15 protein-coding genes are annotated in these 18,901 nt (G+C 61.3%); 3 read left to right on the top strand and 12 right to left on the bottom strand.

Annotation, left to right across the window (positions count from 1 at the left end; genetic code table 11):
* Positions 1–53: 53 nt before the first annotated feature.
* Both M0814_RS28350 and M0814_RS28345 read left to right on the top strand, forming a co-directional pair.
* A complete protein-coding gene (locus tag M0814_RS28350) occupies positions 54–965 on the top strand; it encodes an AraC family transcriptional regulator (RefSeq protein ID WP_103486034.1) in 912 nt (303 codons plus the stop codon).
* Positions 966–2,099: 1,134 nt separating this feature from the next.
* The gene (locus tag M0814_RS28345; protein WP_103486633.1) at positions 2,100–2,561 is read left to right on the top strand and encodes a DUF3574 domain-containing protein; all 462 of its coding nucleotides are present in this window, start codon (positions 2,100–2,102) and stop codon (positions 2,559–2,561) included.
* Here M0814_RS28345 and M0814_RS28340 read toward each other — a convergent pair.
* The 12 genes from M0814_RS28340 to ycaC all read right to left on the bottom strand — a co-directional run bounded on the left by M0814_RS28340 (position 2,558) and on the right by ycaC (position 16,895).
* Positions 2,558–3,922 (bottom strand): APC family permease, encoded by a 1,365-nt coding sequence (locus M0814_RS28340; protein WP_103486634.1) that lies wholly within the window; start codon positions 3,920–3,922, stop codon positions 2,558–2,560. The genes M0814_RS28345 and M0814_RS28340 overlap by 4 nt on opposite strands.
* Before the next feature lie 41 nt (positions 3,923–3,963).
* The gene (locus M0814_RS28335) at positions 3,964–6,351 is read right to left on the bottom strand and encodes a TonB-dependent receptor (protein WP_103486635.1); all 2,388 of its coding nucleotides are present in this window, start codon (positions 6,349–6,351) and stop codon (positions 3,964–3,966) included.
* An 806-nt stretch (positions 6,352–7,157) separates the two neighbouring features.
* Entirely contained in the window at positions 7,158–7,823 is a 666-nt protein-coding gene (locus M0814_RS28330) for a sulfite oxidase-like oxidoreductase (RefSeq protein WP_103486636.1), read from the bottom strand.
* A 68-nt stretch (positions 7,824–7,891) separates the two neighbouring features.
* The gene (locus M0814_RS28325) at positions 7,892–8,947 is read right to left on the bottom strand and encodes a substrate-binding domain-containing protein (protein ID WP_103486637.1); all 1,056 of its coding nucleotides are present in this window, start codon (positions 8,945–8,947) and stop codon (positions 7,892–7,894) included.
* A gap of 31 nt (positions 8,948–8,978) precedes the next feature.
* Positions 8,979–10,004, bottom strand: a complete 1,026-nt coding sequence (locus M0814_RS28320) for an ABC transporter permease (protein WP_103486638.1) — start codon at positions 10,002–10,004, stop codon at positions 8,979–8,981.
* Positions 9,997–11,547 carry a sugar ABC transporter ATP-binding protein gene (locus M0814_RS28315; RefSeq protein ID WP_103486639.1) on the bottom strand — a complete coding sequence of 517 codons (1,551 nt, stop codon included), beginning with the start codon at positions 11,545–11,547 and terminating at the stop codon, positions 9,997–9,999. The genes M0814_RS28320 and M0814_RS28315 overlap by 8 nt, the downstream gene beginning before the upstream one ends.
* An 8-nt stretch (positions 11,548–11,555) precedes the next feature.
* The gene (locus M0814_RS28310) at positions 11,556–12,227 is read right to left on the bottom strand and encodes a methionine ABC transporter permease (protein ID WP_103486640.1); all 672 of its coding nucleotides are present in this window, start codon (positions 12,225–12,227) and stop codon (positions 11,556–11,558) included.
* Positions 12,224–13,024, bottom strand: a complete 801-nt coding sequence (locus M0814_RS28305; RefSeq protein WP_103486641.1) for a methionine ABC transporter ATP-binding protein — start codon at positions 13,022–13,024, stop codon at positions 12,224–12,226. Before M0814_RS28305 ends, M0814_RS28310 begins: the two co-directional genes overlap by 4 nt.
* Positions 13,021–13,830 (bottom strand): MetQ/NlpA family ABC transporter substrate-binding protein, encoded by an 810-nt coding sequence (locus M0814_RS28300; RefSeq protein WP_103486642.1) that lies wholly within the window; start codon positions 13,828–13,830, stop codon positions 13,021–13,023. The genes M0814_RS28305 and M0814_RS28300 overlap by 4 nt, the downstream gene beginning before the upstream one ends.
* A 27-nt stretch (positions 13,831–13,857) precedes the next feature.
* Positions 13,858–14,910 carry an isopenicillin N synthase family oxygenase gene (locus M0814_RS28295; RefSeq protein WP_103486643.1) on the bottom strand — a complete coding sequence of 351 codons (1,053 nt, stop codon included), beginning with the start codon at positions 14,908–14,910 and terminating at the stop codon, positions 13,858–13,860.
* A gap of 215 nt (positions 14,911–15,125) precedes the next feature.
* Positions 15,126–16,061 (bottom strand): Gfo/Idh/MocA family oxidoreductase, encoded by a 936-nt coding sequence (locus tag M0814_RS28290; RefSeq protein ID WP_103486644.1) that lies wholly within the window; start codon positions 16,059–16,061, stop codon positions 15,126–15,128.
* Between the two features lie 201 nt (positions 16,062–16,262).
* On the bottom strand, positions 16,263–16,895 hold the full coding sequence (ycaC, locus tag M0814_RS28285; RefSeq protein ID WP_003224230.1) for an isochorismate family cysteine hydrolase YcaC: 633 nt from the start codon (positions 16,893–16,895) through the stop codon (positions 16,263–16,265).
* A gap of 813 nt (positions 16,896–17,708) precedes the next feature.
* On the opposite strand from ycaC, the gene M0814_RS28280 reads away from it, so the two are divergent.
* A complete protein-coding gene (locus tag M0814_RS28280; protein WP_103486740.1) occupies positions 17,709–18,476 on the top strand; it encodes a helix-turn-helix transcriptional regulator in 768 nt (255 codons plus the stop codon).
* Positions 18,477–18,901 lie beyond the last annotated feature (425 nt).

Here is an 18,901-nt window from a genome sequence, read left to right as displayed (position 1 = left end):
TTTCGATCCATATTCTAAAGTAGCGATTACTTGCTCCTGAGTGTTTCCATTAGATGATTTCGTCCAGCCCACTGGTTGATTGGTTATTAGAAAGCCTCGAACTCGATGCGAGCCTGTTTCACGTCGGCCGCTATTGCGGTGGTTGGCACGCCAGCACCCAAGGGCTGGCGCGCGCAAGCTTCCACTTGATCGTGCAGGGGCGTTGCTGGCTGCACATCGACGGGCAGGAGCAGCCAATTCCGCTGAACACCGGGGATGCAGTGTTCCTGCTGCGGGATCTGAATTACCGCCTCTCCAGCGCCGAAGAGACGAGCATCGCCCAGACGCTGCCGCGCATAGCCATGACCGCGCTCGACAGTCAGGCGCAGGACGGTGTCGGGCTGGTTTGCGGGTTCTTTCATTTCAAGTCGGGATTGTCATCGCTGATCATCGAAGGCTTGCCGGACTGGATCATCCTGCGCGCGGGCGATCCTTCTTCGAGCGCGGCGCGAGCCTTGTTCGAGTTGATCCTGCAAGAGTGCGAACGCCTGCCGACGCCCTCCTCGGCGCTGCTCGAACGCTTGAGTCATCTGCTGTTTTTGTACGTGTTGCGCCAGCAGATGACCGACAACCAGAGCCTCGGCGGCCTGGTGGCATTGGCGCGCAATCCGCAGTTCGCGCCGTTGCTGGATCAATTGATCGAACAACCGCAATTGCCGTGGTCACTGGAGAGCATGGCGGCGAGTATCGGCCTGTCGCGCTCGGCGTTTTTCAAACGCTTCAATGAGCTGGCCGGGCAGTCGCCGGGGCAAGTGCTGCTGGCGTTGCGCATTCGGCATGCCTGCCAGTTGCTGCGAGCCAATCACACGGTGGAGCAGGTGTGCGCGGCGGTGGGCTATCAGTCGATCGCCGCGTTTACACGGGCGTTTGCCAAGTCGGTGGGGGTGCAACCGGGGGCTTATCGCAAGCAGCATGAAGGGCGCTGAGCTACGCGTGCCGTCGCTACTGGAAAGCACAGAGAATCTGTGGGAGCGGGCTTGCTCGCGAAAGCGGCGGTACATCCAACATCTTTATTGACTGAACTAGCGCTTTCGCGGGCAAGCCCGCTCCCACAGGGGATGGTGTCGATCAGCGGATCGGTGTACACCGCAAAAACCTGTGGGAGCTGGCCTGCCAGCGATGGCGTTGGTACATCCAACATCTTCGTTGACTGAACCGGCGCTTTCGCGAGCAAGCCCGCTCCCACAGTGGATGGTGTTGATCAGCGGATCTGTGTACACCGCAAAAACCTGTGGGAGCTGGCCTGCCAGCGATGGCGTTGGTACATCCAACATCTTCGTTGACTGAACCGGCGCTTTCGCGAGCAAGCCCGCTCCCACAGTGGATGGTGTCGATCAGCGGATCTGTGTACACCGCAAAACCTGTGGGAGCTGGCCTGCCAGCGATGGCGTTGGTAGATCCAATATCTTCGTTGACTGAACCGGCGCTTTCGCGAGCAAGCCCGCTCCCACAGGGGATGGTGTTGATCAGCGGATCTGTGTACACCGCAAAACCTGTGGGAGCTGGCCTGCCAGCGATGGCGTTGGTAGATCCAACATCTTTGTTGACTGAAACGGCGCTTTCGCGAGCAAGCCCGCTCCCACAGTGGATGGGGTCGATCAGCGGATCTGTGTATACCGCAAAAACCTGTGGGAGCTGGCTTGCCAGCGATGACGTCGGTACATCCAACATCTTTATTGACTGAACTAGCGCTTTCGCGGGCAAGCCCGCTCCCACAGGGGATGGTGTCGATCAACGGATCTGTGTACACCGCAAAACCTGTGGGAGCTGGCTTGCCAGCGATGGCGTTGGTACATCCAACATCTTCGTTGACTGAACCGGCGCTTTCGCGAGCATGCCCGCTCCCACAGTGGAGGGGGTCGATCAGCGGATCTGTGTATACCGCAAAAACCTGTGGGAGCCGGGCTTGCCCGCGAATGCGGCGGTACGTTTGGCATCCTGGCTTAGTTCGTTTCTTATTCCATTAATCAACCACAAAGCCATTTTTTAATCTTTTATCGCTATTAAACTCGCCCCTTATAATTGCGCGTCTGCACTTAACTCATAAAAAAGGATGTTCCATGCAAAGACGCCTGTTACTGGCTGCACTGTTTGTCGCTGTCGCCGGGTGCGCCAGTCCTCCTGCTGTTTCGGTGCATACCAAAGACCCCGCCAGTTCGACCCTGCAAGGTGATGCCACGCGTCCGGCGCAGGCACAGTGGATCCGCACCGAGCTGTACTTCTCGGTGGGCACCGTGGATGGCAAGGAAGGCGCGGTCAGCCCGGCGCGCTGGCGCGAGTTTCTCGACAAGGAAGTGACGTCGCGGTTTCCCGACGGTTTCACCGTGTTCGATGCCTATGGGCAATGGCGTGATCATGGGGCGAAAGAGCCTGAGCGGCTAAGCACCAAGGTCATTGTGATCCTGCACGAGAACAGTCCGCAGAACGCCGGCAACATCGAGGCGATTCGTCTGGCGTACAAACGCATTACCGGGGATCTGTCGGTGCTGCGTCTGTCGCAACCGGCCGACGTATCGTTCTAATCGTTCATCTGTCCGAGAGCTTGCCGAGGCGTCGACGCCAGGCGGCTCGATCCCGCCAGCAGCAGCGCGCCGACCAGCAACACACCAATCCCCAAAAACGCGCCCCACCCCACCACCGTCACGCTCGAATAGAGCATGTACAGGCACAGACCGAAAAACAGCAGCGGCAACAGCGGATACAACGGCACCCTGACCGGCCTCGGCACCTCAGGGAAACGCCGGCGCAGGATGATCAACGCCAGGCTGCTGAAGCTCAGAAACAACCAGTACACCGGGGTCAGGTACTCGACCATGGTGTTGAAGCCGCTCTGGGTGAAACTGCCGAACAGCACCAGCAACAACGCCACCGCGCCCTCCGCCAGCAAGGCTTTGCGCGGCACGCCGTCGCGTTCGTCCCACTCGCCGAAACGACGCAACTGCGGCACATCGCGGGCCGCGGCGTAAGTGGTGCGCGCGCCGACCAGCAAGGTCGAGTTGATGCTGGCGATCGCCGCGATGCCGACCATCAGCAAAATCAGCAGCACCCCCGGCGCACCGAATGCACGGTTCAACAGCTCCACCGCCGGTGCGTTGCTCGCTGCCAGTCCAGCGAAACCCAGGCCTCGAACGAGCGCCCAGTTCAGCGCCAGATAAATCGCCATCAGCACCGTCAGCGCACCGAGCATGGCGATGAATATTCCACGTCGACCATCGCGCACTTCCGCCGACAAGGTCGCCGCATCGCTCCAGCCGCCGAACGCCAGAAACACGAAAATCATCGCTGCGGAAAATCCGGCCATACCGGTGTTTTCCGGCGTGACCGAAATGCTCGGTGGCGGCGCTTCAATCCCCTGCCACGCCAGCCACACCCCGGCGCTGGCGATGCTCAGAAAGCCCAGCGCCAACAGGCCCACCAATAAGGTCTGGGTGATGAAACCGATGTGCTTGCCGGTGAGATTGAGCAGCACCAGCGCGGCGATCACCCCGCCGGCAAACAGGCCCGAGCCGTATCGACCGAGCGGTACCACGGCATTGACGTAATCGGCAAACATGAACGCCGACAAGGCGATCCAGCCGGTGTGCATCACCGAAAAGCGCGACCAGGCGAACAGGAAACCCATGCGCTCGCCATAGGCCGTGCGCAGAAAGTGATAGTCGCCGCCCGGGTGCGGAAATGCGCTGGCCATTTCGGCGAAGCACAAGGCCCCGCTCATCGACGCGAGACCGCCGAGCACCCAGACCCAATAGAAATATTCCGGCCCGACATTCAGCGCCACGGTCGGCGCGGTTTTCAGGATGTCGGTGGTGATCACCATGCCCAGCGTGATCAGCAACGCCTGCAGCACCGGCAGATGGCGCTTGGGGCCGTTGGAGTGATTCATGGAGAGGTCCGCAAAAAGTCCGCCATCCGTGGCGGATCGGCTCAGAAGCCGTAGGTGGCGCTGGCATAGTAGTACGCGCCGTTGGTGCCGATCGGCGACAGCACGTCATACGGCAGGTTGCCGCCGTAGTTGATCGCCGAGCCGGAGCGTTCCGGGTAATTGTCGGTGAGGTTGTTGCCGCCCAGGGCGACGCTGAATTTCGGGGTGAATTTGTAGGTCACCTCGGCGTCCAGTTGCCACACCGCGCCGTAGGTCTGCTCCGGTTGCGAGTCGCCGAAATCGAACACCCGGGTGGTCTCGCCCTGACGGGTCAGACGCCCGAGCAGACCCCAGTGTTCGCTGGCCCAGTTGGCGGAAAACACGAAACGATCCTTGGGTGCGGCGTCGGTCAGGGTGTTGGTTTCTTCAACGCCGACCAGTGCATCGTTGCCGATACCCAAAGCCGTCAGTTGCGACGGCGTACCTTTGGTGCTGGTGACTTTGGTGTGGTTGTAGGTGTAGGCGGTGGTCAGGCCCAACGTCCCTTCATACAGTGGCTGGTGATAGTTGAGCACCAGTTCGGCGCCGTGGGTGCTGGTGTCGGCGGCGTTGGTGAAGAAGTTCACATCATGCACTCCGGCCACACCGAAGTTGTCGTTGATGTATTGCTCCATGGCGTCGCTGCCGATGCGCTGCGACAGGGTGATGCGGTCCTTGACGTCGATGCGGAACACATCGAGCGAGGCATCGAAGCGTTCGTTGAGCTGGAAGGTCAGGCCGAGGCTGAAGTTTTTCGAGGTTTCCGGATCGAGCTTTTGCGCACCCAGCGCACGCGCGATCGGGTCGTTCACCGAGAGCACGCGAATATCGGTGAGCGTGCCGCCTTCGCCGAAGTTGCTGGTGGTGTTCTGGAACCCACTCTGCGCCAGCGACGGCGCGCGGAAGTTGTTCGACACCGCACCGCGCAGCGCCCACTGCTCGGTCAGTTTGTAGCGACCACTGAGCTTGCCGGTGAGTTTGCTGCCGGCATCGTCGTAATGTTCCCAGCGGGTGGCGGCGTCGACGAAGAAGCGGTCGGTGAGATCGCCCGACAACTCGGCGTAAGTCGCGAACACGTTGCGGTCCAGGTCCGACTCTTCGCTGGGGCGCAGACCGTTGGCGCCATCAGCGCCGGAGCCAATGTAAGAGGCCTCGTCACCCGCGTAGGTCAGGTAGTTTTCGTAGCGATATTCGCCGCCCAGCGCCAGCACGAACGAGCGTCCGCCCAAGCGCAGCTCGCGGCTGAAATCGAGGTTGGTGGTGGTCTGGCGCAGCTCGTAATCGCCGGTGTCGAACTTGGTCGGCGAGTCCTCGCCGAGACTGACGTTAAGGGTGCGGCGGGTGGATCCGTCGAAGCGGTTACGGCCGTGGGTAACGCTGCTGTCGAAGTCCCAGTCTTCGCCGATCATGCCTTTGAAACCGGCGGTGGCGGAGACGTCCTTGTTGTCGCCCAGCGACTGCGGCAGGTAGCCGTTCGGATAGAACTGCGGCTGCTCGTAGGGGTAGCGATAGAACTCGGCGCCAGTGGTGTGGCGCTGGTTGTAAGTGCCGAAGCTGTAGGCTTTTCCGCCGGCCAGCGGCAGCTCGCTGTTGAACCACAGGTTGACGTCCCGCGCCAGACCGTCGCCCATCACGTAATTGCGCTGGTCGGGGGTATCGGCAAAGCCATCGAAACCGGCGCGGTTGGTCGGGTTGCGATTTTTGTACTCGGTGCCGCCACGAATGAACCCACCCTCTTCGCCCAGACGCGTGCCGATCTTGGCCGTGGTCACGCTGTTCTGGCCGTCGGTGGTGGTTCTGCCGATGGCGTCCTGATGGGTGTGAAACGCGCCGTAGCTGGTGGACACTTCGCCGCCCTCGGGGGCGTCGTCGAGGATGATGTTGATCACCCCGGCAATCGCGTCGGAACCGTACTGCGCGCCGGCGCCATCGCGCAGCACTTCGATGCGTTTGATCGCGCTGATGGGGATCGAGTTGAAGTCCACCGGCGCCGTGCCACGACCGATTTTCGACGAGTCGTTGACCACTGCCGAAGTATGACGGCGCTTGCCGTTGACCAGCACCAGCACCTGGTCCGGACTCATGCCGCGCAACTGTGCGGCGCGCACATGGTCAGCGCCACCGGAGTTGGACTGACGCGGCATGCTGAACGATGGCAGCAACGTTTGCAGCGCCTGGCCCAACTCACCGTCGGCCGCGCCGGTGGACTTGAGATCGGCGGCGGTCAACACGTCAACCGGCACCGGAGAATCCAGCACCGTGCGAGCAGTGCCACGGGTGCCGGTGACCAGCACGGTACCCAGCCGTGTGTCATCGTCAACGCGCGTGGGAGTGTCTTCGGCTTGCGCCGGAACTTGCCAGATCGCACCGACAACCGCGATGGCCAGTAATGAACGGGAACGGTGATACATGTGACAGCTCCTTTATCGCAGCTAATACCCGGCCGTTGCCGACAATAAGGGTTCGGCAATCAATGCACGGCAATGTCTGCTGTAGTTTTAGAAATCAGGAAGGCGGTGAAGGCTGGTTAAACGTATTGAGTTGGTTAAGCGCAGAATCCCCGAAGTTAGTTTTTTCCCCTTGAACACCGATGCTAGACGGGCTGAGGCTTGCCGTAAAAGAACCAATAACACTTAGGTTAGATCGGGCTGATTAACTGTATTTAGTCCAACACAAGTGTTGCCAGAACAACAGTAGCTCAACTAAGCAGCAACTAACTCAAGCATGAATGCTGCCCCTTGTGGGAGCGGGCTTGCTCGCGAAAACTATCGTTCAGTCACCGAAAATATCGACTGGGCTGGCCCCTTCGCGAGCAAGCCCGCTCCCACAGGTTTGACGGGGTGAACACTGACTTCTCATCCACCACAGATCCAATGTGGGAGCGGGCTTGCTCGCGATAGCGGTGTATCAGCCACCGAAGCAGTTGAATGTCCGGGCCCCATCGCGAGCAGGCTCACTCCTACAGGTTGAACGGGGTGAACGCTGACTTCTCATCCACCACAGATCCAATGTAGGAGTGAGCCTGCTCGCGATAGCGGTATATCAGCCACCGAAGCAGTTGGATGTCCGGGCCCCTTCGCGAGCAAGCCCGCTCCCACAGGTTGAACGCGGTGAACGCATTGTTTTCATCCACCGCAGATCCAATGTGGGAGCGGGCTTGCTCGCGAAGAGGCCAGTCCAGTCACCCGAGATGTTGACTGCAGACAAGCACAAAACCTCAGTCGAATTCCTTTTCCAGCCAGGCATCCGCGGCGATGTCCAGGGCCTGCGCACTGAAGCGTTGTTCCGCAAACGGGTCGGCGTGCAGGTGAAAGCCGTTGCGCTCCCAGAAGCCGGGTTGTTCTTCGTCGACAAACTCCAGACCGCGCAGCCATTTGGCGCTTTTCCAGAAGTAGCGCCCGGCGACCACCAGCCGCAGCGGCCAGCCGTGCTGGGCGGTCAAGGGTTGGCCGGCGTAATGGGTGGCGAGCAGGCTGTCCGGGTGCAGCAGGTCGTCCAGCAACAGGTTGGTCTGGTAATCGTGATCGGCGTGGGCCATGACGAAACGTGAAGCGGGCTGGATATCGAGCTCGCTCAGCAGATCCTGCAGATGTACCCCGCTCCACTGCGTGTCGAACTTCGACCAGCGCGTCACGCAATGAATGTCACATTGCAACTCGCGCTGCGGCAACCTTTGCAGGTCAGCAAAACTCAACTCGACGACACGCCCGACCTTGCCGAACAGGCGCAGTGACCAGGTTGCCAACTCATACTCCGGCACCGTGCCTTCGTGGAGGATCGGGAACCGCTCCGTCAACACCTGCCCCGGCGGCAAACGTTGACCGAGCGCCGGATCAGCCTTGGGTGCGCGGCTGTTGCGCAAGCGCATGGCTTTGTTGTGCATATTCACTCCCAAGCGCGTCAGGATGCCTGCCGCGCATACAGCGCATCACCCGGTGATAACGGCTGCATTCAGTTCGCCACAGGAATCCACTCGGCCCGCGCCACGTTGGCGGTATCACCGAACGCCGGAAGTTTCTGCGCCAGGTCGCGGACGTTTTTCACGTCCAGATCGAGCAACTGCTGACGGGTGATCAGGGTCGGTGGTACCAGCACCTGATGCCCAGGATTTTCGCCAGCAATCAACATCGCCAGACTGCGCACGCTGATCGCCCCCGCCACTTGCGGATTGACCGCGGCGGTCGCCGCCCAGGCGCTGTCCGGTTCTTTCATGATCTGAATGTCGGCGGTGGAAATGTCGGCGCTGTAGATCTTCACCTTGCGCCCCAGCCCGGCCTCATCGACGGCGATTTTCGCACCTTTGGCGAACTCGTCGAACGGCGCGAAGATCACGCTGATATCCGGATTGGCCCGCAATACCGCGCTGGCCTGATCGGCCACCGAGTTGGCAATCGGCGGGTTGAGCGTGCCGAAACGCGCCTTCTCGATGATGCCCGGATTGGCCTTTTTCACCTGACTCCAGATCTCGTCGCGACGCTCCATCGGCGTGAAGCCGCTGATGTACACGTAACCCGCATCGAACCGCGTGCCGTTGTCCTTCACCGCCTGATCCAGCGCCAGTCGCGCCAGTGCATGGTGATCCTGCTCGACCTGGGTCACTTGCGGGCTGTTCAGATCGACGTCGAACGCCACCACCTTGATGCCTTTGGCGATGGCCCGGTCAATCGGTCCCTTGAGGGTTTCCGCCAGGCCCAGTTGCACGATGATCCCGTCGACGCCGAGGTCGATCGCCTGATCGATCATCTCGCCCTGACTCGCCGCCTGCTGCCGCGCATCGAACACCCGCAGATTGGCGCCCAGCGCCTCGGTCTGTTTTTCCACGCCGCGCAGATACGCCTCGGGAAAGTCCCCGGAAAACAGATAACCGACCAGCGCGATCTGCACCTGGCCCTTGTCGAACGGCGCCGGAGCACCCGGTAATGTCTTGGCCTGAGCGCTCAATGCCAATGCCGAGAGCACCGCGCCGGCGAGGCAATGGCGTGCGAACTGCTTGATTGAACCGTGCATACATCTTCCTTGCAGCGACAAATGAACCGGCTCAGCGCGCCCGATGCGCGAGGCCGAAGGTGAACATCAGGGCCAGCACCAGCACCAGTCCCTTGACGAAATCCTGCGCGTAGTACGGCGCGTTGAGCATGGTCAGGCCATTGAGCAGCGACGCCACCAACAGTGCGCCGACCAACGTGCCGAAGGCATTGGGCTTCTTCGCGCCGAGCACGGCAAAACCGATCAGCGCAGCGCCAAGCGCGTCGAGCACCAGACCGTTGCCGGAGCTGACATCACCCCGACCCAGGCGCGCCGCCAACAGCAAACCGCCGAGCGAGGCGAGCAACGCCGAGAGCACGTAAGCGAGCAGCTTGAAGCGTTGCACTGGCGCCCCCGCCAATCGTGCCGCCTGCTCGTTGCCGCCAATCGCATAAAACAATCGGCCGATGCGCGTGCGCTCAAGAAACAGCCACACCGCCAGCGCCACCAGCGCAGTGATCAACACCGGCACCGGCACCACGTCCCACAAGCGTCCGCGGCCGAGAGCGAGAAACGCCACACTGAACGTACCCTCGGTTTCCACGCCACTGGGCAAGGTCATGCCCACCGCAATCGAGCGCCCGCCCGTGGGAATCAGTTGCACGCCGATCACCAGAAACATGCTGCCCAGCGTTGCAAGAATGTCCGGCACCCGCAGCTTGACGATCAGCCAGCCATTGAGCAGCCCGACCAGTGCGCCACCAGCCAGACTGATCAGCACCGCCGGCACCGCGCCCCAGCCGAGCACCACCATCACGTAACTGGCGATCATCAGGCTCATCGCTGCCACCGCACCAATCGACAGATCAAGTCCGCCGACGGCCATGGTCAGCGTCACGCCAAGGGCCAGCAGCGCGACGATCGACACCGACTGCAAGATGCTGAACAGATTGCCGACGCGCAAAAACGCCGGCTCCGCGACACTGAAAAACACCACGATCAGCGCCAGCAGCCACAACAGGCCGTAGCGGATCAGCGCTTGCAGCAGGCGCTCGGCGGGTGCCGCAGCGGAAGACAACAATGAACTCGAATCAGGCACTCGCTCTGCTCCTTGGCGTGGCGTGAAAGGGATTTTCGCTAGCGTCGCTGCCGGCCAGCGCGGCGACCAGGGTCGCGCGCTCAAGGCCGGCGCGCGGGTATTCGGCGACCACCGCGTGATCGCGCACCAACAGAATGCGGTCGGCGATTTCCAGGGCTTCGTCGACATCGGCGCAAATCACCAGGGTCGCGCGGCCGCCGGCACTGTCGCGCAGCAGTTGGCCGATCTCGCGGCGGGCGCGCACGTCGACGCCCTGAAACGGCTCGTCGAGGATCAACACCCGCCCGTCCCCGAGCAGCCAACGGCCAAGCACGACCTTCTGTTGATTGCCGCCGGACAGCGCGCTCATCGGCACCTCGATCCCGGCGGTCTTGATCCCCAGCGCCGCGACTTGCGCCTCGACCGCTGCGGCTTCGGCGCGGTTGCGAATGAAACCGGCACGGGTGAAGCGCTCCAGAAACGGCAGCGTCAGGGTGCGGCGCAGGGAAAAGTCGGGCACCAACGATTGACTCGCGCGATCCTCCGCTGCGAGAAACACACCGCTGCGAATCGCCGCCCTTGGCGAACCCGGCAGCCATTCCACGCCATCGAGTTGCAGGCTGCCGGCCACGGCTTTGCGCAAACCGAACAGCACTTCGGCGATCTCGCTTTTGCCGGCGCCGAGCAGCCCGGTCAGCACCACCACTTCGCCTTGGTGCAGGTCGAAATCGAAACGCCTGGAGCGCGGCAAAATCTGCAAACCGCGCACACCAAGGACTTTTCGGCCCACGCTGCCGGGCGTGTAGACATGCCCGTCCAGCGCCTGCCCGAGCATCGCCTGCACCGCCTCGGGCAACTGCCGTGCGCTGAATTCTCCGGCCAGTCGCCCATCGCGCAGGACAATGGCGCGATCCGCCACCCGTTGCAGATCGGACAAGCGATGGGAGATGTAAACAATCGCCACGCCACGGCTGCGCAGGGTGTCGATCAGACCGAACAGCCGTTGCGCCTCGGCATCCGACAAGGCTGCGGTCGGCTCATCGAGAATCAGCAGACGCGGCTGCAAGGCAAAGGCCCGCGCCAGCACTACCAACTGCCGTTCGGCCAGGCCCAGGTGTTCAATCGGCTGCTCCAGCGGCAACACCAGACCCAGCCCGGCCGCGATGCTCGCGGCGCGCTCCAGCAAGCGTTTGCGATTGAGCCAGAAGTCCGCGTCAGGCTTGCACAACTCATCGAGCAGCAGGTTTTCCGCCACGCTCAAACCGGGCGCAATGCCCTCGTTGATCTGCTGATGCACCGCGACAATCCCGACCCGACGTGCCGACAGCGGCGAGCTGAATTGCCGGGGCTGCCCGTCGATGTAAATCTCGCCGCCATCGGCGCGCTGGCTGCCGGCGAGAATCTTCACCAGCGTTGATTTGCCGGCACCGTTGGCACCGAGCAACGCCACCACTTCGGCGGGATGAATCTGCAGGCTGACGCGATCCAGTGCGCGGTTCGAGCCAAAAGTTTTGCTTAGTTCGCGCACCTGAATCAGCGGCGCGCGGGCCACGACGACACTCATAAAATTCCTTAACGTCGATGGGCCAGCGAACGTACCAGCCGGTCGCCCAGGCTCTGCACGCCCTGCACCAGAATGACCAGCACCACAACGGTGGCGACCATCACTTCATTGTTGAAACGCTGATAGCCGTAACGGATCGCCAGATCACCGAGGCCGCCACCGCCAATCACCCCGGCCATGGAAGAAAAACCGATCAGCATCACCAGCGTCAGAGTGATCCCCGCCAGTAATGCGGGCAGCGCTTCGGGCAACAGCACTTTGAAAATCACATGACGGATATCGCCGCCCATGGCGAGGATCGCTTCGATCCGGCCCTTGTCGACCTCATCCAGCGCGTTCTCGACGATCCGCGCAAAAAACGGAAACGCGCCAATGGTGATCGGCACCACCGCCGCGGTGCTGCCGAGGGTGGTGCCGACCAGCAGACGCGTCAGCGGAATCAGCGCAATTAGCATCACCACAAAGGGCAGCGAGCGCCCAAGATTGACCAGCGAACCCAGCGCAGCATTGAGGCGTGGCAGCGGCCACAGTCCGTCGCGCCGACTGACAAACAGCAACACCCCGAGCGGCAAACCGATCAGCAACGTGAACAGCCCGGCGAGCAAGATCATGTACAGGGTTTCGCCGGTGGCGTTGAACACCAGTTGCAGGATTTCATTCCAGTCGATGCTGCGGTTCATGGCTGCGCCGCCCGTACGCCGTATTGCTTGAGGAAGCTGAGACCGGGAATGTCGTGGCCCAGCGGCAGGCCGCAGGTCGGACGCAACGAAGTGCCGAGACTCGATTGCGGATCGGCGAGCAAGCGCGGCACCGGGCCGGACTCGATCAGACGCCCGTCAGCCATGCACGCCGCGTGATCGCAGATCGACTTGACCACCTCCAGCTCATGGGTGATCAGCACGATGGTCACGCCCAGTTGCCGGTTGATGTCGCGCAGCAGTTCGAGAATCGACGCGGTGGTTTCCGGGTCCAGCGCGCTGGTGGCTTCGTCCGACAGCAAATACGCCGGCTCGGCGGCCAGGGCGCGGGCAATCCCCACCCGCTGTTTTTGCCCACCGGACAACTGCGAGGGAAAGGCTTGCGCCTTCTCAGTCAAGCCGACCAGTTCCAGCAGCTCGCGCACCCGCACATGGCGCCACGGTTTGCCGACGTTGGCGATTTCCAGCGGCACGGCGATGTTGTCGAACACGGTGCGCGAGTGCAGCAGATTGAAGCCCTGGAAGATCATGCCGATGCGCTGACGCTGGCGGCGCAGGTCGCTGGCAGACAGCGTCAACAGGTCCACGCCGTCGATCAGGATTCGCCCGCTGTCCGGGCGTTCGAGCAGATTGAGACAGCGCAACAGGGTCGACTTGCCTGCCCCACTTCGCCCGAGGATGCCGTAGATCGCACCATCGGGAATGCTCAGCGACACCTGATCCAGTGCCGGCGCGGCGGCTGACGGGTAGGTCTTGCTGACCTGCTCGACGACGATCATGGTTTGGCATCCACCACGGGGATCACCGAACCCTTGAAGTTATCGGTGATGTATTTCGCCACTTGCGGCGAGGTCAGGTCCTTGGCCAGTTGCGCGATGCGCGGATCGTTCTGCAGTTTCGGCGTGGTCACCAGAATGTTGGCATACGGATTGTGCTCGGCCTTCTCCAGCCCCAGCGCATCCTGGGCCGGCACCAGTCCGGCTTCCAGTGCGTAGTTGCCGTTGATCACCGCAAGGTCGACATCGTCCAGGGCCCGAGGGATTTGCGGCGATTCGATTTCAAGGATCTTCAGCTGTTTCGGGTTCTCGGCGATGTCCTTGGGCGTGGCCTGATCGGCTGCCGGATCCTTGAAGCCGGGCTTGAGTTTGATCAGCCCGTTGTCCTGCAACAGGTACAGCGCACGACTCAGGTTGGTGACGTTGTTGGGAACCGCCACGGTGCCTTTTTCCGGCACGTCGGCGAAGCTTTTGTGCCGGCGCGAATAGATGCCCAGCGGCTCGATATGCACCGTGGCGGCCACCGCGAGTTTCTGCCCCAGCGCTTGCTCCTGGGATTTCAGATACGGCAGATGCTGGAAGTAATTGGCATCGACATCGCCATGCACCAACAGCTCGTTGGAGTTCACGCCGTTGGGAATCTCGATGACCTTGAGGTTGAGTTGCGGATCGATTGTCTGGATGTACGCGAGAATCTGCGCGTGCGGCACCGGGTCGGCGGCCACCCGCAACGGCTCCAGTGCCTGAGCGCCGAACGAAGTCGCCAGCGCGCCGAGCACGGCCAGGGTCAAACCTGCTTTTTTCAACATGTGCGGAGTCCTTGAGCGAGTGATGAATCAGGCGTTGGCGGTCTTGCGCAGCGGTGCTGCAGGAATCAATGCATCGGCATAAAAGCGCCGGGCGACGTCGGGGTGCGAGCGCAAACGACCCTTTAGGTAGTTCCAGCCGACATCGCGAAACAATGGATTGAGCGGATCACTCGCCGGGCCACGCGCTTCACGCAACAGCACGGTGGGCAACGGATACAGCGGCACCACGGCATCGAGTTGCGCGCCGAGGAAGAAGGCGATGGACAAGCGCTCGCTGCCTTCGGGTGGCGACACCACCCGATGCACCGTGGCGCGCAGATAACCGTTGGTGGCCAGCTCCAGCAGTTCGCCGATGTTCACCACCAGCGTGTTGTCGCGGGGCAGCGCATCGATCCAACGCCCTTCCTCGATCTCCACTTGCAGACCGGCCTGCTGGTCTTGCAGCAGAAAGCTCAGGAAGCCCGAATCCTTGTGCGCGCCGACGCCTTGCTGGCTCGCGTTGGCGGCCTGGCCTGGATAGCGCATCAACTTGATGTGTTCGTTGGGCTTGTCGCCGTACAACTGATCGAACGCGTCCGCCCGCAGCGACAGCGCCTGGGCAAAGGCACGCAGCAAACGCAACGCCATGCGCGTCATCGCCTGTTGCCATTCGAGCAGCAACGGCTTGAGTTGCGGCAAGGCCTGCGGCCATTGGTTGGGCCCCTGCAAGCGCGCCCACAACGGGCTGTCCGCGTCCAGCGGCAACGCTTCGCGCTCGGCGCCGAGATCGAACTGCTCTCGCCAGTCGGGTTGACCACGGGTGATCTCGGAAGCGGCACGGTTGTATCCGCGAAAGTGCGGCGAATTGATCATGCCGACGGCGGTCTTTTCCTGCTCGGACAAGGCAAAGAACTGACGGGCGTGGTCCTGCACCTGCTTGAGCAGGTGGCTGTCGATGCCATGGCCGGTGAGATAGAAAAAGCCGACGTCACGCGCGGCGTGACGCAGGTTTTCAAGAAATTCATAACGCTGTTGCGCGGTGCCTTCGAACAACGAAAGGTCCAGCGTCGGCAGCGTGGTGATATCGAGGGTATGCGGCATGATTCACTCCCGTGTGAACCAAACCTGAAGAGCCTTTGATCGATTCAGCGTGTGCCGTCATGGCAATCGGGGGTCTATCGGTTTGATGCGTTTGATTCGTCGTGAGACAAAACTAAACGATCTTAAAAACGACGAACAAATACCCTTTTTGCATTAGCTTAGGCCTGACGCTCAAGTTCGCTGTCTGCGCGCAACAGCTCTCCCGCTTCCACTGATCAGCGTGCCGGGTCATAAAACGGCTCGACTGCCACCCGGCTGCCGACGAAGAAACTGTCAGCCACCAGCCGCAGCGGCTGCAGATCGACGTCGCTGGCACGATCGCCAATCAGTTGCTGAAAGTGTCGATACACCGCCGTGTACTCGCCCTCTTCCGACACCGCCTGGCGCACGCCGTCGATGCTCAGCAGCGCCCCGCCGTTATCCAGCCGCAGCAGCCCTTCGGCGCAGCGCATCTCGATGCTCCAGAGTTCGTCGTGACCGTGGTCGAAATCAAACTCCGCCTGCACGTCGAGCCGGTTCGCGTCAGACATCTTGATCGACGCGGCAATCGGCGACTGGCAGTTGTCCGGTACGCGCAGTTCGGCGGCTTCGACAAACAATGGCTGCGCCAGCAAACGGGTGACAATCGACAAGGCATTGATGCCCGGATCGAAAACGCCCAGACCACCGGGTTGCCAGATCCACATCTGACCGGGATGCCACTTGCGCACGTCTTCCTTCCAGTCGATCTGCACGCTTTGCAACGTGCGGCCGGCGAGCCAGTCGCGGGCGGCTTCAATGCCGGGGGCGTAGCGCGAATGCCAGGCGAACAACGCACTGACACCCTGCTGCTGCGCCTGACTGACCAGGGCCAGCGCCTCGCCCAGCGTCGCGCACGGCGGTTTTTCCACCAACACATGTTTGCCGGCGGCCAGCGCCTGCTGCACCAGTGCGAACCGACCTTGCGGCGGCGTACAAAACGCAATCGCATCCACCTCGGGGCCGTTTTCCAGCAACTCGCTCAACGAGTGAAAGTTCTCCACCCCGACACAGGGTTTGCCTTGCGTGGCGACCGCCACCAGGTGAAATCCGGGATTGGCGTTGATCGCCGGAACATGTTGATCCTGGGCAATCTTGCCGTAGCCCACCAGACCGAGACGGATCGGTTGCATCAGTGACTCCTGTTTTTGTCTTGTTGTCGTCAGCGAGTGCGCAGATTAGCCGTAAACGTCAGGGAATACCCAGCTGAGTCTGATCAAAAACCCGCAGAAGCCAGCGCTCACTTCACCACAACGGGTAGCAACGCTGATGCAGCGGCGCAAACAAAGAAAGCCTGCTTTTCAGGGCAGGCTTTCACGTTCACAACGCTGCAGTCACTTCTGCTGCGCGTTCAATGCCGAGTAACTGTTCATCAAATTCCGATAGTTCGGAATCCGCTGCGACAGCAGATTGCCCAGCCCTTCGATGTCGTTGCGCCAGTCGCGGTGCAGCTCACAGGCGACCGAGAACCAGTTCATCATTTGTGCGCCGGCCTGGGTCATGCGGCTCCAGGCGGCTTGCTGGACGGTGGTGTTGAAGGTGCCGGAGGCGTCGGTGACGACAAATACGTCGAAGCCTTCAGCCAGTGCCGACAGGGTCGGGAACGCTACGCAGACGTCGGTCACGACACCGGCGATGATGATCTGCTTGCGGCCGGTGGCCTTGATCGCCTTGACGAAGTCTTCGTTGTCCCAGGCGTTGATCTGGCCCGGGCGGGCAATGTACGGCGCGTCGGGGAACATTTCTTTCAGTTCCGGAACCAGCGGGCCGTTGGGGCCTTGTTCGAAACTGGTGGTGAGGATGGTCGGCAGGTTGAAGAATTTCGCCAGGTCGGCCAAGGCCAGGACGTTGTTCTTGAACTCGTTCGGCGAGAAGTCCTGAACCAGAGAAATCAGACCGGTCTGGTGGTCGACCAGCAGAACTACGGCGTCGTCTTTGTTCAGGCGGTTGTAGGTTGCAGTGCTCATGGTTGAATCCCTTTTCTCGGTTGTGGTAGTTGGCGTTGCGTTGAACATGGGCACAGATTACTGACACGACCGGGGCCGATAAATCGGTTGAAAAGGGTTTCACTGTCAACTCATAACGGACAATCCTGGCGACATAACACTGACTTGCCAGCCTCCAACTCAATCCGGCTCGGGCATTGGTTTGGCGATCATCAAACTGTACGGTGCCCGGTTCAGGACCCTTGAGGCCTTGCGGGTAGGCGGTGCCCCATAACCCTGTGGGAGCGGGCTTGCCCGCGAAGGGGTCATTCCAGGCAACATCTCAAATGGCTGACACACCGCTTTCGCGAGCAAGCCCGCTCCCACACTGGATCTCGACAGGCCGACATTCCTGAGTTCACCGCATAACTCTGTGGGAGCGGGCTTGCCCGCGAAGGGGTCATTCCAGGCAACATCTCAAATGACTGACGCGCCGCTTTCGCGAGCAAGCCCGCTCCCACACTGGATCTCGACAGGCCGACATTCCTGGTTCACCGCATAACCCTGTGGGAGCGGGCTTGCTCGCGAAGGGGTCATTCCAGGCAACATCTCAAATGGCTGACGCACCGCTTTCGCGAGCAAGCCCGCTCCCACAATGATCTCGGCAGGCCGACATTCCTGGGTTCACCGCATAACCCTGTGGATGAAGTTATGAGCTAATAACACCTTCATTAAACCGTCTTTCAAACGTTGTACTAGGATAGGATCCACATCCTGACATTGCGCCGACCAGGGAACATGCGCGGCGCAGGTCAGGAATGGGACTGTTTCACCTGCAACTCATGGATGATGTTTATGAACTCACACCTGTTTCCCCACATCGGTAAAGTCATCGCCAGCACCGGCAGCCGGCACTTTCCGCGGATGCTGCATGACCTGATCCAGACGCAATTGGCGGTGGACGCCACCCACATTCGCCAGATGCGCGTCGAGCCGGTGGGCCGCCCCGCCCATCGCAACCCGCCGGAAACCGGCAAAGACTCGGCCCAGCAGGCTGAAACGGTATTCTGCGAACAGATTGCCGCACGCTCGAGCGAGCCGATGGACCCGCCAGCCTCGGCCAGCGCCGATGCCTCGCAGCTGCACCTGACCCGGCGCAAGGACGGCTACCGCTACGTGATTTCGGTATATCGCAACGACCAGTCGCAGCGATTCTCGGCTCAGGAGCAGAGTTTGTTGCAGGACATTTCTCCGGTGCTGTTGCCGATGCTGGAAAAACACATTCACGCCCTGCAACCCCAGCAGGCCAACACAGAAGACCCGTCGCCCGGCGCTGACGGCGCACAACAGGGCCTGGAAAACCTGCGGCTGCGCTTCAACGAGCGTCTGCAGCAACTGGGCCTGAGCCTGTCCAATCGCGAAACCGAAGTGTGCATCGGCCTGCTCGCCGGGCGTACCGCGCCGGAACTGGCCGAGCAGTTGCAGTTGAAGGTCAACACCGTGGAAAGCTACCTCAAGCGCGCCGCGATCAAACTGGGGATCAGTGGCCGGCATTCGTTGATGCGCTGGATGTATTCGCCTGAACATACCGCCACCCTGCCCGGCTCACCCCACGCCGCTTGATGATGCCCGATCTGCAGGAACTGCCGCTGCGAACAAGCCCGCTCCCACAGGAGAGTAAATCTCAAGGGTGGGAACGGGCTTGCTCGCGAAAAGGTCGTGTCAGGCACTTAAGGTGTCGGCTGACACACCGCATTCGCGAGCAAGCCCGCTCCCACATCGATATGCGCTGAGCCAACGGTTACGGCAACACCCGGTTAAAACTGTGGGAGCGGGCTTGCTCGCGAAGAGGCCGGTACGGCTGGCAACCATCTCATTCAAGCCCTGCAGACACTGCCCGCGACACGCACAGAAGGCGCCGAGTGATGCCGGGAAGCGTCTTTTTATCCACCGGGCCGTGCCTTACCACTCGTCAGAAAACAGCGCCTACCTGTAATTTCTGACAGTAGCCAGAGCCGTCATCTTCAGCGCTGAATAACTCCACGCCC

This window comes from Pseudomonas sp. MWU12-2020 (genome assembly GCF_023100605.1).
GTDB classification, from domain to species: Bacteria; Pseudomonadota; Gammaproteobacteria; order Pseudomonadales; family Pseudomonadaceae; genus Aquipseudomonas; species Aquipseudomonas fluorescens_H.
Note: the sequence above shows the minus strand (reverse complement) of the source record. Positions and strands in the feature narration are given on the sequence as shown.

What these genes read in the sequence shown, in the direction of transcription:
- M0814_RS28315 (WP_103486639.1), bottom strand. Translation starts at nt 11,547, where the DNA reads ATGAGTGTCGTCGTGGCCCGCGCGCCGCTGATTCAGGTGCGCGAACTA.
- M0814_RS28340 (WP_103486634.1), bottom strand. Translation starts at nt 3,922, where the DNA reads ATGAATCACTCCAACGGCCCCAAGCGCCATCTGCCGGTGCTGCAGGCG.
- ycaC (WP_003224230.1), bottom strand. Translation starts at nt 16,895, where the DNA reads ATGAGCACTGCAACCTACAACCGCCTGAACAAAGACGACGCCGTAGTT.
- M0814_RS28310 (WP_103486640.1), bottom strand. Translation starts at nt 12,227, where the DNA reads ATGAACCGCAGCATCGACTGGAATGAAATCCTGCAACTGGTGTTCAAC.
- M0814_RS28330 (WP_103486636.1), bottom strand. Translation starts at nt 7,823, where the DNA reads ATGCACAACAAAGCCATGCGCTTGCGCAACAGCCGCGCACCCAAGGCT.
- M0814_RS28345 (WP_103486633.1), top strand. Translation starts at nt 2,100, where the DNA reads ATGCAAAGACGCCTGTTACTGGCTGCACTGTTTGTCGCTGTCGCCGGG.
- M0814_RS28335 (WP_103486635.1), bottom strand. Translation starts at nt 6,351, where the DNA reads ATGTATCACCGTTCCCGTTCATTACTGGCCATCGCGGTTGTCGGTGCG.
- M0814_RS28280 (WP_103486740.1), top strand. Translation starts at nt 17,709, where the DNA reads ATGAACTCACACCTGTTTCCCCACATCGGTAAAGTCATCGCCAGCACC.
- M0814_RS28305 (WP_103486641.1), bottom strand. Translation starts at nt 13,024, where the DNA reads ATGATCGTCGTCGAGCAGGTCAGCAAGACCTACCCGTCAGCCGCCGCG.
- M0814_RS28295 (WP_103486643.1), bottom strand. Translation starts at nt 14,910, where the DNA reads ATGCCGCATACCCTCGATATCACCACGCTGCCGACGCTGGACCTTTCG.
- M0814_RS28290 (WP_103486644.1), bottom strand. Translation starts at nt 16,061, where the DNA reads ATGCAACCGATCCGTCTCGGTCTGGTGGGCTACGGCAAGATTGCCCAG.
- M0814_RS28325 (WP_103486637.1), bottom strand. Translation starts at nt 8,947, where the DNA reads ATGCACGGTTCAATCAAGCAGTTCGCACGCCATTGCCTCGCCGGCGCG.
- M0814_RS28350 (WP_103486034.1), top strand. Translation starts at nt 54, where the DNA reads ATGATTTCGTCCAGCCCACTGGTTGATTGGTTATTAGAAAGCCTCGAA.
- M0814_RS28300 (WP_103486642.1), bottom strand. Translation starts at nt 13,830, where the DNA reads ATGTTGAAAAAAGCAGGTTTGACCCTGGCCGTGCTCGGCGCGCTGGCG.